This is a genomic window from Amycolatopsis xylanica (assembly GCF_900107045.1).
In the GTDB taxonomy this organism is placed as follows: domain Bacteria; phylum Actinomycetota; class Actinomycetes; order Mycobacteriales; family Pseudonocardiaceae; genus Amycolatopsis; species Amycolatopsis xylanica.
Map to the genome: position 1 here is coordinate 1,599,658 of NZ_FNON01000001.1, position 15,846 is coordinate 1,615,503.

The 15,846-nt window shown below is 69.9% G+C and carries 13 protein-coding genes; 2 read left to right on the plus strand and 11 right to left on the minus strand.

All coding sequences use genetic code 11. The features are described from left to right. Window positions 1–48 precede the first annotated feature (48 nt). The 9 genes from BLV57_RS07035 to BLV57_RS07075 all read right to left on the minus strand — a co-directional run bounded on the left by BLV57_RS07035 (window position 49) and on the right by BLV57_RS07075 (window position 9,565). Window positions 49–1,326 (minus strand): MFS transporter, encoded by a 1,278-nt coding sequence (locus tag BLV57_RS07035; RefSeq protein ID WP_091287671.1) that lies wholly within the window; start codon window positions 1,324–1,326, stop codon window positions 49–51. After that, window positions 1,323–2,216, minus strand: coding sequence for an alpha/beta fold hydrolase (locus BLV57_RS07040; RefSeq protein WP_091287672.1), 894 nt, complete (start codon window positions 2,214–2,216; stop codon window positions 1,323–1,325). Before BLV57_RS07040 ends, BLV57_RS07035 begins: the two co-directional genes overlap by 4 nt. Continuing rightward, window positions 2,216–3,577, minus strand: a complete 1,362-nt coding sequence (locus BLV57_RS07045; RefSeq protein ID WP_091287673.1) for an amidase — start codon at window positions 3,575–3,577, stop codon at window positions 2,216–2,218. The genes BLV57_RS07040 and BLV57_RS07045 overlap by 1 nt, the downstream gene beginning before the upstream one ends. After that, the gene (locus BLV57_RS07050; RefSeq protein WP_091287674.1) at window positions 3,574–4,149 is read right to left on the minus strand and encodes a TetR/AcrR family transcriptional regulator; all 576 of its coding nucleotides are present in this window, start codon (window positions 4,147–4,149) and stop codon (window positions 3,574–3,576) included. The genes BLV57_RS07045 and BLV57_RS07050 overlap by 4 nt, the downstream gene beginning before the upstream one ends. A 102-nt stretch (window positions 4,150–4,251) precedes the next feature. Further along, on the minus strand, window positions 4,252–5,571 hold the full coding sequence (locus BLV57_RS07055) for an alginate lyase family protein (RefSeq protein ID WP_245757186.1): 1,320 nt from the start codon (window positions 5,569–5,571) through the stop codon (window positions 4,252–4,254). 97 nt (window positions 5,572–5,668) lie between these two features. Next, complete coding sequence (locus BLV57_RS07060; protein WP_091287676.1) at window positions 5,669–6,319, minus strand: 3-oxoacid CoA-transferase subunit B; 651 nt, start codon at window positions 6,317–6,319, stop codon at window positions 5,669–5,671. Continuing rightward, window positions 6,319–7,098, minus strand: coding sequence for a CoA transferase subunit A (locus BLV57_RS07065; RefSeq protein ID WP_425425953.1), 780 nt, complete (start codon window positions 7,096–7,098; stop codon window positions 6,319–6,321). Before BLV57_RS07065 ends, BLV57_RS07060 begins: the two co-directional genes overlap by 1 nt. Window positions 7,099–7,250: 152 nt before the next feature. Further along, window positions 7,251–7,760 (minus strand): hypothetical protein, encoded by a 510-nt coding sequence (locus BLV57_RS07070; protein WP_091287678.1) that lies wholly within the window; start codon window positions 7,758–7,760, stop codon window positions 7,251–7,253. Between the two features lie 308 nt (window positions 7,761–8,068). Continuing rightward, window positions 8,069–9,565: an FAD-dependent oxidoreductase gene (locus BLV57_RS07075; RefSeq protein ID WP_091287679.1), complete on the minus strand. Its 1,497-nt coding sequence runs from the start codon at window positions 9,563–9,565 to the stop codon at window positions 8,069–8,071. A gap of 129 nt (window positions 9,566–9,694) precedes the next feature. Here BLV57_RS07075 and BLV57_RS07080 point away from each other — a divergent pair, with 129 nt between their 5' ends. Further along, complete coding sequence (locus BLV57_RS07080; protein ID WP_091287680.1) at window positions 9,695–12,853, plus strand: ATP-binding protein; 3,159 nt, start codon at window positions 9,695–9,697, stop codon at window positions 12,851–12,853. On the opposite strand, the gene BLV57_RS07085 is transcribed toward BLV57_RS07080, so the two are convergent. After that, the gene (locus BLV57_RS07085) at window positions 12,828–14,030 is read right to left on the minus strand and encodes a nucleotide disphospho-sugar-binding domain-containing protein (RefSeq protein ID WP_176968516.1); all 1,203 of its coding nucleotides are present in this window, start codon (window positions 14,028–14,030) and stop codon (window positions 12,828–12,830) included. The two genes, BLV57_RS07080 and BLV57_RS07085, sit on opposite strands and share 26 nt — an antisense overlap. Window positions 14,031–14,053: 23 nt before the next feature. Further along, the gene (locus BLV57_RS07095; protein WP_091287682.1) at window positions 14,054–14,899 is read right to left on the minus strand and encodes a helix-turn-helix transcriptional regulator; all 846 of its coding nucleotides are present in this window, start codon (window positions 14,897–14,899) and stop codon (window positions 14,054–14,056) included. 99 nt (window positions 14,900–14,998) lie between these two features. Between BLV57_RS07095 and BLV57_RS07100 the strand changes: the two genes are divergently transcribed. Continuing rightward, window positions 14,999–15,760 (plus strand): SDR family oxidoreductase, encoded by a 762-nt coding sequence (locus tag BLV57_RS07100; protein WP_091287683.1) that lies wholly within the window; start codon window positions 14,999–15,001, stop codon window positions 15,758–15,760. Window positions 15,761–15,846: the final 86 nt, after the last annotated feature.

A 15,846-nucleotide genomic window follows, 5' to 3' on the forward strand; every position in this document is an offset into this window, starting at 1 on the left:
AGAGATTGTGCGGCATAACCGGGGTCTTGCGGCAAGCCCCCTGGTGCGCTATATGTTGGCAATGGAAGGGAGTGGTGTTTCCTCCCGCCGTCTCGTCATCGCCGCGAAACGCGGCTGACCTTCCTCGCCGATGTCGGGCAGACGCAGCACGCACACCGCGCCGACGGCACCCAGTACCGCGAGACCGCCGAACAGCATGACGAAGCCACCGTGGGCGAGCAAGGCCGGTGCCACGAACGGCACAGCGGCGACCGGCAGGATGCTCGCGATGTTCAAGACCGCGAAATCCTTGCCCGCCGATTCCGGATCGGGAAGCATCCGCAGGCAGAGCGCGAAATCCGTGGCCAGGAAAGTGCCGTAGCCCAGCGACATGATCGCGGCGCCCGCGTACACGGCCGGGATGGCGGGCGAAAACGCCACCACGACCAGGCCGACGGCCAGCACGAGACCACCACCGAGCACGAACGGCTTCTGGCGTTGGATCCGGTCCGAGAGCCAGCCGGTCAGCCACGCCGTCACGGCGACGCACAGGATCCCGATCAGCGTCAGCACGAGGATCTTCCCCGCCACCGCGTCCGTCGAGACTTCGAACCGCTGCGTGAACACGAACGCCAGATAGCTGTTCGACGCCCAGGCGGCGGTGATCAGGAACCGCACCACCCAGGCCCAGCCGAACGCGGGATGCTTGCGCGGATTGACCCAATACGCCCGCAGCACCATCGCGAGACCCAGTTCACCTTCGGGCGCCGGATGCTGAGGATCACGTACGAGCATCACGCACAGGAAGACACCGGCCGCGCTCAGCGCCCCGACCACGCCCCATTGCAGCCACGGCAACGCCGGCACCGCGCTCACCAGCGCGAACCCCAGCACCGGGCCCGCGAGCGCCACGAAAGCCACGACCCCGGAAACCGTCCCGCGCCGAGCCGGGGCGACCTGGTCGGCGGCCAGCGCGGAGCTCGCGGCGAGCTGGAAGGCGATCAAGGCCGTGATCAGCGCCCAGCCCAAAGCGACCTGCCACACCTCGGTCGTCCAGCCCATGACCACCAGCAGAATGGCCGCACCAAGACCCGCCGTGAGGATCCACGTGCGGCGACGGCCGAAGCGGGCGGCCGTGCGGTCGCTGATCCGGCCGCCGAGCGGGTTCGCGAGCAGGCCGGTGAGCCCGCCGATCCCGGTCACCAGGCTGAACGCCGACGTCGCCTCGGCACCGGCGATCGTGGTGAGATGCGTGACCAGCAGCAGGCTGATCGGGACCGAGGTGCCGATGTAAGCGGCGGCGTTCGTGCCGACCAGCCCCGCCAGCAGCCGACGATGCCCGGTCACGGGGTCACCGCCACCGCGTCGACGATTTCGAGGATGGCGTCCCGCACGGCCGCCGGATCTTCTTGCGGCAGAAGGTGTCCCGCCTCCTCGATGACGATCACCCGTCCACGCGGCAGCGCGGCCATGAGGTCGGCGGCGACCTTATTGAACAGCAGGCGCCCCTTCGCCATCCCACGCTCGACTCGCCCGGCCTGCAGGCACACCGTGGGCACGTCCGGGGTTCCCGCCGCCTGCAGCCGACGCATGATCGGCAGTGCCGGGACGATCTGCGCGGCCTCGCGGCGCCCCGCCCGCATGGCACTCGTGCACGCGTAGTCGCGCAGCACGATGGCGAAGTCTTCAGCACTGATCACCGGGGAAACTCCGTGCGGCAGCGTCAACTTCTCGATCAGCCCTCGTCCGCCGAAACGCGCGAGCACGGCCATGACCCTGAAACTAACCGCGGCCAGCTTCGCGTTGCGTGCGCTCATGATCTCGGCGACGGTGGCGTCGACGAAGACCAGGCCCGCGACCCGGTGCGGCGCCCGTTCGGCGAACAGCCGGATGATCGGCCCGCCCCAGCTGTGCCCGACGAGCACGACAGGTCGCGTCTCGCCGAGACCGTCGAGCAGGCCGGTGAGGTCGTCGACGATCCGGTCGAGCGTGCGCTCCCGCGTGTCGGAATCACTTCCGCCATACCCGGCGCGGTCGTAGGACAAGGTCCGCGTGCGCGCGCTGATCTCGCGCTGGGTGTGCACCCACGACGCGGCAGGCGCGCTCATCCCGGCTTCGAACACGACCAGCGGCCCGTCGCCCTCCCCAGCGGTCACAGCTCGCAGCCGCCGCCCGTCGGGCAGCCTGACGAACCGCTCGGTCAATCCCTGTCCGGGGTCCAGCTTTTCCTTGCGCATCAGGGTCTCCAACAGGGCGGATGGATGTCTTGCCACAGCGCGGCGTCTTCCAGCTGGGCGGCGAGCGCGAGCAGCTCGGCGTCCTGACGCGGGCGTCCGACGAGCTGCACGCCGTACGGCAGCCCTTCGTCCACATGGGACGGCAGGGCGATCGCGGGCTGGCCGGTGAAATTGGCCCAGGGTGTGTAGCAGGACCACGCGAGCATCGAATCGGCCACCGCCTCGACCCCCTCGGCCAGGAAATGCCCGACTGGGACCGGCGGACCGTTGGTGACCGGGGTCAGCGCGACGTCGAAGTCCTCGAACGCGGCGAGGAACTTACTGGCGTAGTGCTCGAGAATTTCCTGCACGGCAAGCACTTCACTGCCCGGCATCGCTGCGCCCTCGGCATCGAGATAGCGCGTGTACGGCAGAAGCCGGGCCCGGTCGTCAGACGGGACCAAAGTGGACACCGCCGCGTGCACCGACGAAGCGAAATGCTTGCGCAACGCCAGGCGCACCGGTTCGTCGCACACGGCCGGTATCTCCACCTCGCGCACGTCGTGCCCCAGCTCTCGCAAAAGGTCCGCCGTCCGCTCCACGGTGTGGATCGCCTGCGGATGCGCGGGCCCCTCGAGTCCTGTCTCGGTCCACACCGCGATGCGCAGCGGTTTTCTTATCCCGTAAGCGAAATGACTGTCGGCCATCACGCCCAGCAACAGCGCCGCGTCCGCCACGGTCCTCGCGATCGGACCTTCGACGGTCGTGCTCACGAGCGCGGGCGAACCCACCAGCCCTCGGCTGGGCTTCACGCCGACAAGGTGGCAAGCCGCCGCGGGCGTCCGCGTCGACCCGGCGCCGTCGCCCGCCGTGGCCAGCGGCACCAGCCCCGCCGCAACCGCCGTCGCGGCGCCACCACTGGAGCCGCTCGAGTAACGCCCCAGGTCATACGGCGTCACGGCGGGCCGAGCCGTCACCTCGTTGTGGGTGTAGCAAGTGGCGCCGAACTCGGCGGTGTTGGTCTTGCCGACGAGCACCGCCCCCGCGCGCCGCACCAGCCCGGTGGTCCAGGAGTCCTCCGGCGGCACGAACCCGGCCAGCGCGGCGGACCCGAACGTCGTGCGCACGCCCGCCGCCGGATACAGGTCCTTGATGCCGATCGGCAGCCCGAGCAGCGGCGCCCACTCCCCCTCGGCGATCCGCTTGTCGGCGCGAATCGCCTCCTCGAGAGCGAGTTCCGGCGTGACGGTGATGAACGCGCCGAGCCCGGCGTCGAGCCGGTCGATGCGCCCGAGATAGTGCTCGGTCAGTTCCCGCGAGCTGACCTCTCCCCCGCGCAGCGCGTTGAGCTGCGCCGTGGCGGTCAGGTCGTGGAGGCTCACAAGGTCACCGACATGCCGGTCAGCAGCCGATGGGCCGCGGTGACCACGGCGTCCAGATACTCCGGCGTCAGCGGCTGGCGGCCGATCATCCGGCGGTGCATCAGCGGGCCTTCGATCAGGTCACCGACCAGGCCGAGTTCGTCGATCTTCCCGATCTCGCCACGCTGCATGGCCCTGGTCAGGGCGTTGTACAGCGGCCGCCCGCGCCCCTCGGCCATGGCGCGGAACGCGAGTTCGGCGTCGGGATCGGTGTGCAGATCGGCCGTCAACGCCATGAGCCCGTCGACCCACTCGGACGACCAGGACTCGGCGAAGTCGTCGACGATGGCCTTGAGATCGCCGCGCAGGCTCCCGGTGTCGTGCTCGGACACCGGCGGCAGATGCCCGGCGAGCACGTCGACGACGAGCTGTGCCTTGGTCGGCCACCGCCGATAGAGGTCGGTGCGGTGCGCCTGGGCCTCCGAAGCGACCTTCGCCATGGTCAGCGCGTCGTAACCCCGGCTCGTCAGTAGCGACCAGCCCGCGTCCAGCAGTCGTTTCTCGAGATCGGGGTCTCGGGGTCGCCCGGCCACATCGTCTCCAATTCGCTACATGTTGTAGTGAATTGGAGGATAGACAGCTGCCCGGCGGAAAAACAAGGGCCGCTGGGATCGGCGATCCCAGCGGCCCTCGGCTCAGCCGGTGGTCGAGATGTCGTCCAGCTGCTCGGCCGCCGGGCGGACCGGATAGAGATCACCGATCGGCGACTTGGGCACCAGTGGGAGTGCCGCACGCGCTTCGCGGTCACCGGCGTCGGCCGCCGCGTGGACGCTGTCGAGTGCCGCGTACTGCAGGAAGTTCAGGTCGGGGTACTTCCACTCCGACTGCCCCTTGGTCGCCGCCGGGAGCAGGAAGTCGACGGCCTTGAAGATGCTGCCGCCCTTGGGATTCTGGTAGCCCCAGAGGTCGACGCCCGCGCGTTCGCCGAGCTGTGCGAGGCGAGTGAACGCGACCAGGTTGAACGTCGAATAGTGGTAAGTGCGGGTACGCGCGATCTCCTGCGGCTGGCTGCCGTCGGCGGCGATCTGCGGGTCGATCCGGCCCGCCTTGGCCTTCTCGAGGATGTCCTTGGCGACCGCGGTCTGCCCGGTGTAGAGCGCGATGCCCGAGGTGAGCATGTCCATGAACGTGCCGTGGTTGTTCTGCGCCGCGGCCTCGTCCTTGCCGTACTGGCTGGTGCGCAGCCAGGTCAGGAAGTCGGCCGACCAGCCCTTGAACGCGCTCTCGTCACCCTTCGACCAGCCGGGCGCGCCGGTGCTGAGGATGGCGGCGGCGTCGAGCACCTGCGTGAACGTGTAGGAGAACTCGATGATGCCGATGCCCCGGCCGTCGTTCTTGCACGGGATGCCCTGCGCGAAGTTCAGGTTGGGGTTCATTTTCGTGGCGGCGTCGAGGAACCACGTCCGCAGGTCCAGCGCCGCGCGGCGCGCGTAGTCGGCGTTGCCGGTGTAGTACCAGGCCAGCGAGAGCTGGTAGATCGCGGTGAACGCCTTGAGCCGCTCGGCCTTGTCGGACACGGCCGTGGTCTCGGGATTGAGCACGCCGTCCCGTTGCACGTACGGGCAGCCGAGCGGGTTCTCCGGGGTCTTCGGCTTACTGGGCCACCAGTACGGGGCGAGGCTCAGGTAGTCGTGCTTGTCGCCGCTGGGCGGCACGCGCTCCTTGTCGGCGACGGTCCACGGTCCTTCCTTGACCGCGGCGTCGGCCTGCTTGAGCAAGTCCTTCAAGGAAGCCGTGACCGTCCGCTCGCCGAAAAGCAGCGCGAGCTTGTTGACCAGCAGGCGCTTTCCGTCGAGGACAACGGTTTTGGGCGGGCAGAACCGGGACAGCACCGGCAGCGAGCACGCCCCGCCGGAGACCGGAGCGGCCGACGCGACGCCGGCGGACAGCGGAAGGCTCAACACGGCCGCCGTCGCGGCGAGGACGCCGAGCCGCCGGAGAGGTCTGAGTGGCAACACTGCTACTCCGTTCATATCCATGAACATTCACCAAGTATGTGACGCACGAGTAGAACCCTGAACGTCCATGGACTGAAGACAGCGAGCTCAGCCGTTACCTACCTGTGATGCGTCCCGGCGCCGCGACGGGCGCTCCGGTGGCGGCCGCGACGTCGTCCCCGGTCACCCCCGGCGCGGTTTCGACCAGCCGGAGCCCGTCGGCCGTGACGTCGAGGACGCACAGGTCGGTGATGATCCGGTTGACGCACCGCCGTCCGGTGAGCGGCAGGGTGCAGTCGCCCACGATCTTGGGGCTCCCGTCCCGGGCGGTGTGTTCGGTGAGGGCGACGACGTGGCGCGCGCCGTGGACGAGGTCCATCGCGCCGCCCATGCCCTTCACCATCTTCCCCGGGATCATCCAGTTGGCGAGGTCCCCGCGCGCGGAGATCTGCATGGCGCCGAGGATCGCGGTGTCGAGGTGGCCGCCGCGGATCATCCCGAACGACTGCGCCGAGTCGAAGAAACAGGCGCCCGCCAGCGTGGTGACCGTCTCCTTGCCCGCGTTGATGAGATCGGGATCCACCTCCGCGTCGGCGGGATAGGGCCCGGTGCCGAGTATCCCGTTCTCCGAGTGCAGCACGACCCGGACGCCGGCCGGGATGTGATTGGGCACCAGCGTCGGCAACCCGATGCCCAGATTGACGTAGCCGCCGTCGGCGAGTTCGGCCGCGGCGCGCGCCGCCATCTGGTCACGTGTCCACGGCATCAGTCGGCCGTTCCTTTCGTGGTGCGGCGTTCGATCGGTTTCTCGGCGGCCTGCTCGGGGGTCAGTTCGACGACCCGCTGGACGTAGACGCCGGGGACGTGGATCTGGTCAGGGTCGAGTTCGCCGGGTTCGACGAGTTCCTCGACCTCGGCGATGGTGATCCGCCCCGCGGCGGCGGCCATCGGGTTGAAGTTGGCGGCGGACCGGCGGAAGACCAGGTTCCCGTGCCGGTCACCGCGAGCCGCCCGCACCAACGCGAAATCGCAGGTGATGGCCTCCTCCAGCACGTACTCGCGACCGTCGAACACCCGCGTCTCACCGGGCGGCGACGCCAGCGCGACACTCCCGTCCGCGCCATAACGCCACGGCAGCCCGCCTTCGGCGATCTGGGTACCGACCCCGGCGGGCGTGTAGAAGGCCGGAATCCCGGCACCGCCCGCACGCAGCCGCTCGGCGAGGGTGCCCTGCGGAATCAGCCGAACCTCGAGTTCCCCGGCCAGATATTGCCGCGCGAACTCCTTGTTCTCGCCCACATAGGACGCGATCACGCGCTCGACCCGACCGGATTCGAGCAGCACACCCAAGCCACGCCCGTCGGTACCGCAGTTGTTCGACACCAGGGTCAGCCCAGACGCCCCGGTGCCGTACACCGCGTCGATCAGCACCTGTGGCACCCCGCACAAGCCGAACCCGCCGACCGCGAGCGACGCTCCATTGTGGACATTCCCGACCGCCGCGGCGGCGGTCGGGAATTCCTTGTTCATAGTGGCGACGTTCATAGTGGCACTACTTTAGGTGCCGACCACCCCACCCTGGATATGTGCGCGCTGCACACTTTTCCCGCCGCGGGAGGTGTGGCACCTTCACATGCCTGCCGGAATTCGATCGACGTCGCGCACGCGACTCTCCCGCACAATTCATCGGCCGGAAGTCACCGGGGTTGATACCACAGGATCGTCCCGTTGCCCGCTCCCTGGATCGCGATGAAGCCGACGCCCAAGATCCGGAACTCGAGATTGCTAAAGCAGCAAGTACGGGAAGCGAACGGGTCACCACGCCGGACGTACACCACCAGGTTGCCGTCCCGCTGGAAGATCGCCTCCTGTCCCCGATGATCGGTGCCACTGGCCCAGCGCGCCCGGCCGAGGTCGTCGTAGAGGACCAGGTTGCCGTCGGCCTGGAAGATCAGCCGGGACCGGCCGGTCTGGACGTAGTCACCGGGGAGGAAGTGCGTTCCCGGTGACAGGACCCAGTCTGCGCCCTCCAGCCGGGGTGCCGGTGTGCCCGCTTCGGGGTGCACCTGGGCGACCGGTGGGAACGTTGCCAGCGGAGACCGCTCGGCCGCCGCCGGCGTCCCGGTGAGCCCGACCGCGAGTAGAGCCGAGATGACCAAGCACCACAGACCTCGATGACGTTTGCCGCCGGTCGCCCACCCGGACATCGCATCTCCTTGTCGCTCGTACACACCTAACCCGCGATCAAGATTGCAAGATTCAATTAGCCGCCAATAAACGTCAATCTACCAGCAGCCCATATCCGCGCAATGTCGTCCATCCGGCCGCAATTCTCAGGACCAGTCGGATGCCGAACGCGTCCTTGCGGAGCACCACCGGCTCGATTCGCTTGTCCTGCAAGAAACTCAGGCACCCATGAGCCGCACTGTTCTAAGCTCACTTGAGCGCGCTAAGCGTTTATTAAGAGAATCGTCTCGGTTTTCTCATTTTTTTGGCGATTTCGACCGGCAGCACGTCATGCCGGGTCGCCGAACCACTGGCGCGCGGCGCGCTCGAACGCCTCGGGCGAGTGGTCGCCTGCCCAGGCGATGACGCCGTCGGGACGCACCAGCACCGCGCCTAGCCCGAGGCTGTCCCGAGCCGTACCGGCCACGTAACGCACGTGGGTTTCCCAGCGGGAGGCCGAATCGCGCAGACCGCGTTCGGCGGTGAAGTCGAGCAGGACGGCCTGGCCGTCGCGCGTCAGGTCGCTGAGCCGGGCGCCGTCCACCAGCTCGAAGTCCGGGGCGACGCGGCCGGCCAGCGGGTGGGGGTCACCCAGGTCGTAGCGGATCGAGGCGCCCAAGAACTTACGGTAGACGTAGGTCGTTCCGTCCTTGGTCGCCAGCAGATCGCGGATGAGGCTTTGGACCGCCTGTGAGTGCGGGTCCGGTCGCATCGCCGCGACCTGGGCGCGGGTCCACTCGAGCGCGAGGGCGCCGAGGGGATGGCGTTCGGTGGTGTAGGTGTCGAGCAGCCCCTCGGGCGCGTGGCCGAGTACGGTCGCCGCGAGCTTCCAGCCCAGGTTGACCGCGTCGCCGATGCCGGTGTTGAGGCCCTGGCCGCCGAGCGGGGACATGAGGTGCGCGGCGTCGCCCGCGAGCAGGACACGGCCGTTGCGGTAGGTCGTAGTCTGCATCGCGCGGTCGGTGAAGGTCGACGAGAGCTGGACGTCGGTCAGCGTCACATCGGTGCCGGAGACCCTGCGCAGCACGGTCTGCAGGTGCTCGCGGGTGGGCTCCTGCGTGCGGTCGAACGCGCCGCCGTCGAAGTCCATGAAGCCGAGGTGCCCTTCGGCCTCACGCTTGAGGTACATGCCCATGGGCGTCAGGTTGATCCCGGGCCTCAGCTTCTCGGGGTCGGCGATGGTGGCGAGCACCGTGTAGCCGGTGAACTGGGGTTCGGTGCCGGTCAGCTCGAAGCCCGCGAGCTTGCGGACCGTGCTGCGCCCGCCGTCGCAGCCGACGGCCCAGCGCGCCGGGTACTCGTCCTCACCCGCGAACAGGACCACCTTGTCGTCGTACTGGGCGATGTCGGAGACCGTGACGCCACGCCTGATCTCCACCCCGAGCTTGGCCGCCCGCTCGGCCAGCACCGACTCGATCGACTCGAGGTCGGTCATCACGACTTCCGGAGCCGAGCCGGGCAGCCGGAACGGGAGCGCGTTGTCGTCGATCTTGCTCGGGTCGAGCACGATGCCCGCGAAATGACCGGCGCCGCGACGACCGGAGGCGTCCGTGCCGGGAATGACCTGCTCTCCCGAGGCCGCCAGCAGGGCGTCCAGCAGCCCGCGGTGCTGGAACGCGTCGACCGACGCGGCGAACAGGCCGCGCATGCCGAGCGGGCCCGCCCGCCAGGGGGAGCCGGTGCCGGTCTCCCGTTCGAGCACCAGCACGGAACAGCCGGCGAGGCCGAGCTCGCAAGCCACGAACAGGCCGACCGGGCCTGCGCCCACGATCACTACGTCATGCATGAGAAGTCCCTTCCGCCGCCGGTTTTCGGCGACACGGCAACACTCGCGCCGCCCCCTCACACGGCGCGCACACCGCGCTGACACGGGCCCACCTGACGCTCACACCCCCGCGCACGCGAAGATCAGGGAATGGACCGGCTGCGCATTACGCTGCTCGGCGCGTTTCAGATGTCGCGCGGCGATGTGGCGTTGCCCGTGCCCGGTGCCCGTTTGCAGGGCCTGGTGGTCCGGCTGGCGCTCGCGGGTGGGCGCGCTGTCGAGCAGAGCGCGCTGATCGACGCGATCTGGGCCGAAGATCCGCCCGCAGATCCCGCGCACGCACTGCAAGCCCTCGTTTCCCGGTTGCGCCGGACGCTCGGCTCGGCTGACGACGTCACCCAGGTCTCGGGCGGCTACCGCCTGGCCGTCGATGCGGCGGACGTCGACGCGCTGCGGTTCGAGCAGCTCGCTGCCACTGGTCGCGACCGCCTGCGCGCGGGTGACGTGACCGCCGCGGCGGCCGTGCTCGGTGAAGCCGTGGCGTTGTGGGGCGACCACGGGCCCGCGGCTGTCGCCGCGGTGGCGCCCGCCGTCGCGACCCGGCTGGCCGAGGTCGCGACCGAAGCCGTCGCCGATCTCGCCGACGCGGAGCTGGCGCTGGGCCGCGCAGACACGGCCGCCGACCGGTTGACCGCGCTGCTCGCCGAACATCCCGTCCACGAACGGGCCGCCGCCTCGCTCATGGACGCGCTCGCCGCCCAGGGACGCCAAGCCGAAGCCCTAGCGCGCTATGAGCGGATCCGCGAGACCCTCGCCGAGGAGCTGGGCACCGACCCGGGTGCCGCGCTGCGCGAACGCCACCTGCGGCTGCTGCGTGCCGAGCAGCCCGCCGCGCGCCCGAGGCCCAGTGCGCTTCCGGCGCCGCTGACCAGTTTCATCGGCCGCGACGACGACCTCGCCCGCATCGAAACGCTCCTCGAGACTGGGCGTCTCGTGACCGTGCTCGGGCCCGGCGGCGCGGGCAAGACCCGGCTGGCCATCGAAGCCGCCCGGCGTCACGAGCGCGCCTGGCTGATCGACCTCGCTTCCGTCACCGAGCCCGCCAAGGTCGGCGCGGCGCTCCTGGCCGCGATCGGGCTGCGCGGGTCGGCGTTGTTCGAGGCTGGGCTGCGCGACGACCAAGACGAGCTGGACGTGCTGACCGATCAGCTCGACGGCCGGGAAACCCTGCTCGTGATGGACAACTGCGAGCACCTGATCGATGCTGTCGCCCACCTCCTCTCGGCGCTGCTGACCCGCTGCGCCGGACTTCGCGTGCTGGCCACCAGCCGCGAGCCGCTCGCCATCGACGGCGAGGCCCTGGTCCCGCTCGGCCCGCTCCCCCTGCCTGAACCGGACGCCGACGCCGCCGAAGCGAGCCGGACCGCGTCGGTGCGGTTGTTCACCGAACGGGCCGCCTCGGTGCGGCCCGGGTTCGCCGTCGACGAGCACAATCTCACCGAGGTGCTGACGATCGTCCGCGGCCTGGACGGCATGCCGCTCGCGCTCGAACTGGCCGCGGCCCGCCTCCGGACGCTCTCGCTGACCGACCTGGCGGCCGGGCTGTCCGACCGTTTCCGCTTGCTCACCACCGGAAGCCGCACCGCGCTCCCCCGGCACCGCACGCTCCACGCGGTCATCGAGTGGAGCTGGGACCTGCTCGAAGCCGACGCGCGCACGGTCGCCGAGCGGATCTCGGTGCTGCCCGGCGGCATCACCACCGCGTCGGCCACCGCGGTCTGCGCGGGCATCGCGGGTGTCCCGGAATTGCTCGCCGGACTGGTCGACCGGTCGTTGCTGCAGCTCGCGCCGGACACCGGCCGCTACCGGATGCTGGAGACGATCCGCGAGTACGGCCTGCGGAACCTCACCGAGCAGGGCGCGCTCGCCGACGCCCGCGACCGGGCCGCCGGCTACTTCGCCGAGCTGGTCGCCCGCTGCGACCCGCTGCTGCGCGGCCCCGAACAGCTCGACGCGCTTCAGATCCTGCGCGCGGAGTACGACAACATCCTCGCCGCGCTGCGCCGCCGCTGCGAGACCGGCGACGGCGCGATCGCGCTGGCGGTGGATCTCACCTGGTACTGGCAGATGCTCGGCAGGCGGGGCGACGCGACTTACTGGTTCGGCGAGGCGCTCGCGTCGCCGTCCCCGCCGGGTGTGGAGCGTGACATCGCCGAGTGGCTGCTTCGCACCACAGCCGCCACCCAGAGCGCGCTCGTCAACGACTGGATCAACGAGCGCGACGACGACCTGCGCGCGCTCATCGGCCGCTTGATGGCGTACCCGGAGTTGCCGGGCTTCGGCGGCGCGCTGACCACGCTCAGGCTGGCCTTCGTACGCGAGACCGAAACCTGGCTGACGATCGTCCAGGACGTGATCGACGGACCGGACGTCTGGCTCGCCGGGCTGGCGCTCATGTTCCGCGCCCACTTCGCCGAAAACAGCGGCCGCCTCACCGAGGCACACGAAGACGCGACCGCCGCGCTGGACCACTTCGCCCGGGCAGGTGACCGCTGGGGCCAGGCCACCGCGCTGCCACTGCGCGCCATGCTGCGGCAGTCCGGCGGCGACCTCGACGGCGCGTTCGCCGACCTGACCGAGACCAGCAGGCTGGCCCGCGAATTCTGGTCGCTCAGCCGCACCGACGAGCTCTTCATCGACCTGCGCTGGATCGACCTGTACGTCCGCCTCGGCGAGCCCGCTCGCGCGGCCGACCTGATCACGGCGACCCGCGACCGCGCCCAGCACCCGGCCTCACCCGAGATCACGATGCTGCTCGACGTCCGCGAGGCGAGCCTGCGCTTGCACACCGGCGATCTGACCGGCGCGCGCAAGCTGATCGACTCGGCCGAGGCGGGCTTGGGCACCCGGCTCCCGTTCGACGACGACCACGGCCGCGCACTCGTCGAGTCACTGCGAGCCACCCTCCACATCGGACTCGGCGATGCGGAGGGCGCTTCGCGGGCGGTGAAACGGGCTTACGCGGCAGCGGTCGCCAGCTTGGACATGCCGGTCTTGGCGGTGGTCGCGGTGAGCGTGGCCGGGCTCGCGGCGCTGCACGACCGGTACGCCGACATGGCGGTCATCCTCGGCGCGGCGGCCCGCCTGCGTGGCGCGCACGACCGCACCGAACCGCGGATTCGCGATCTCACTCGCCGCGGGCATTCCGTACTGGGCGAGGAAAACTTCGCCGTGGCGTACGACAAAGGCTGGCAGCTGGACGGCGCGGCCGTGCGAGCCGCGATCATGGAGTACGACTGGCTGACTTGAGCGCGCGTTCGAGGACGCTGCTCGGGCTCGGCTGGGTGGCCATTTCGGCGGCGACCTCGGCGGCGGCCGCGCGGAACGAGTCCTCGTCGAGCAGGCGGCGCACCATCGCGCGAACGCCGTCGACCTCGGCGGTGGCCGGATCTTGGCTGAGCCCGACGCCGCGGTCGGCGACACGCTGCGCGGACATCGGGTTGTCGGCGAACGCCGGGAGCACCAGCTGCGGCACCCCGTAGAAGAGCGGCGCGGCCGTCGTGCCCGAGCCGCCGTGGTGCACGATCGCGTCGCAGGTCGGCAGAAACGCCGATAGGGGAAGGAAACCGACCGAACGGACATTGGCCGGGAGCGTCCCGAGCGTGGTCAGGTCGGCGGTGCCCGCCGCGAGCACGACGTCGACGTCCATGCCGCCGAGCGCCTCGACGACGACCGTGAGGTTGGTGGTTCCGGACAGCGCGGGGACCACCGTGCCGAGCGTGACCGCGACGCGGGGCCGGTCGCCGCGCCGCAACGCCCAGTCCGGCACGGCGGTGCCGCCGTTGAACGGCACGAACCGCATCGGCCACCACGGCACGCCGTCGCGGGCGTCGGGCTCGTCGGCGGTCAGCCCGCCCATGCTGGGTGCCCGCGGGTCGATCCGGGCGACCACGGCCGGGCGCGTGTCGCCGATGCCGAGCTTGGCCCGCATCAGGTCGTCGAGTTCGTCCTCGCCGAAGACGTTGTGCTCGGCGAGCCATTCGGCGTCACGGGCCGACCAGGAAACCCGGTTGCCCACCTCCAGCGACGGCACGCCCAGTGCGGAGGCGGCGAGCATGCCTGCGGAGTGATCGGAGGTATAGACCACGAAGTCGGCGCCGAACGCCCGCCCGGCCTCGATCGTGCCCTCGGTCATGGTGGCGGTGAACATCCCGAACGGGTTGCCGGACTTGCTGGCCAGCCGGTACTCCTCCGGCAGCTCGGTTTCGGGATCGGTCTCACCGCGGACGACGGACATCAGGTCGCCCCAGACATCGCGCCGCGGGAACACATCGACGACCGGCAGCCCGGCACGCGCGCACACATCGGTCATTTCCGACGTCGTGGCAAGGAGTACCTCATGCCCGCCCGCGCGGGCGGCCCACACCAGCGGGATCAAGGGCAAGGTCAGGCCGTAGCCGGGAGCCGTGCAGAACAAGATCTTCATGAATCCAGCTTGGCAGAAACGAGCTACCGGATGTCCTCGAATTGTTCGTTCCCCAGCACTCCAAGCAATTGCAGCTTCTCGAAAGCCTCAGTGCGCGGCGGCGCGGTGAGCACCAGCAGCGCCTGCGACTGGTCCTCGGTGAACAGCGCCTGGCAGTCCACTTCGATCTCGCCGAGCTGCGGGTGGACGAGCACCTTGTGGTCCTCGAAGCGTTTCGCGACCTCGTGCCGCTCCCACAGTTCCGCGAACTCGGCGCTTTCCCGGGTGAGCACCCGCACCAGTTCGCCCGCCCGTGAACGCGGGCCCATCGAGCCGTGCGCGGCACGCAGGCTCGCGACCAGCGCCCGGCTCTGGCGGTCGCGGTCGTGCTCGGGGTAGATCCGGCGCTCACCGCGATCGGTGAACCAGCGGTAGATCTCGCTGCGGGCGAGCCCGGTGAGCCCGGACTTGTCGCCGTACAGCGCTTCGGCGAACCGGTTCTGGACCAGTACCTCGCCGAGGTTGGACAGGATCAGCGCCGGTGTGTCCGACAGCCGGTCCAGCACCCGCAGCAACGCGGGCGCGACGTGGGTCGCCGTCACCGCCTGCGAAGGGGCGTTGCGGCCTGCCACCTGGAAGAGGTAGTCGCGCTCGTCGTCGGTGAGCCGCAGCGCGCGGGCCAGCGCCGCCAGCATCTGCTCGCTCGGCTGCGGGCCACGTTGCTGCTCCAGCCGCGTGTAGTAGTCGGTGGACATCGCGGCGAGCGCCGCGACCTCCTCACGCCGCAGGCCGGGCGCCCGCCTGCGCGCACCCGGCCCCAGCCCGACGTCCTCGGGCCGCAGCTCTTCCCTGCGGCGGCGCAGGAACGCCGCCAGCTCCGCACGATCCATAACCCCAGTATCCCGCTCCGGGCGGCGCGAACCAGGGATCGCCGATCCCCCGATGAGTGCTCTCTGCCGCCGCGCCGCCCGCCGTTCGAGACTCGAAGCATGGACATCAGCGGAAACACCATCTTCATTCCCGGCGCCACCAGCGGGATCGGCCTGGCGTTCGCGCTCGCCCTCCAGGAGCGGGGCAACACCGTGATCGTCGGCGGGCGGCGCACCGAACTGCTCGAGAAGATCAGTGCCGAGCACGGCCTCGGCGCCGTCCAGATCGACACGGCCGACGCCGAAAGCATCCAGTCCGCCGCCAAGCAGGTGCTCACGCGCTACCCCGAGCTCAACGTGCTGGTCACCATGGCGGGCGTCATGCGTGTCGAGGACTGGCACCGGCCCGAGTCGTTCCTGGAGTCGGCCGAAGGCACCGTCACGACGAACATCCTCGGCCCGATCCGGCTGATCGCCGCCTTCATCGAGCACCTGCGTACCCGGCCGGACGCCACGCTCATGACCGTCTCCTCCGGCCTCGCGTTCGCCCCGCTCAAGGTCACGCCGAGCTACAACGCCTCGAAGGCCGCGATCCACATGCTCAGCGAGTCGCTGCGGCTGCAGCTGGCCGACACCTCGGTGCGCGTGGTCGAGCTCGAGCCGCCGGCGGTCCGCACCGCGCTCATGCCAGGGCACGAGGACAACGAGCACGCGATGCCGCTCGACGAGTACATCGCCGAGGTCATGACGATCTTGGAAAACGAGCCCGGCGCCGACGAGATCCAGGTCGAGCGGGTGAAGTTCCTGCGGTACGGCGAAGCCCGCGGCGATTACCAGCAGGTCGTCGCGACACTCAACGCCACCGACCCGCACGGTTCATAAGAACCGCCCCTAAGGACCAAGCCGGTTCCCGTTCGGGCAATGATCCTCGCGGTTCTCCGCCTGCCGCCGGAAAATCACGAACCAGC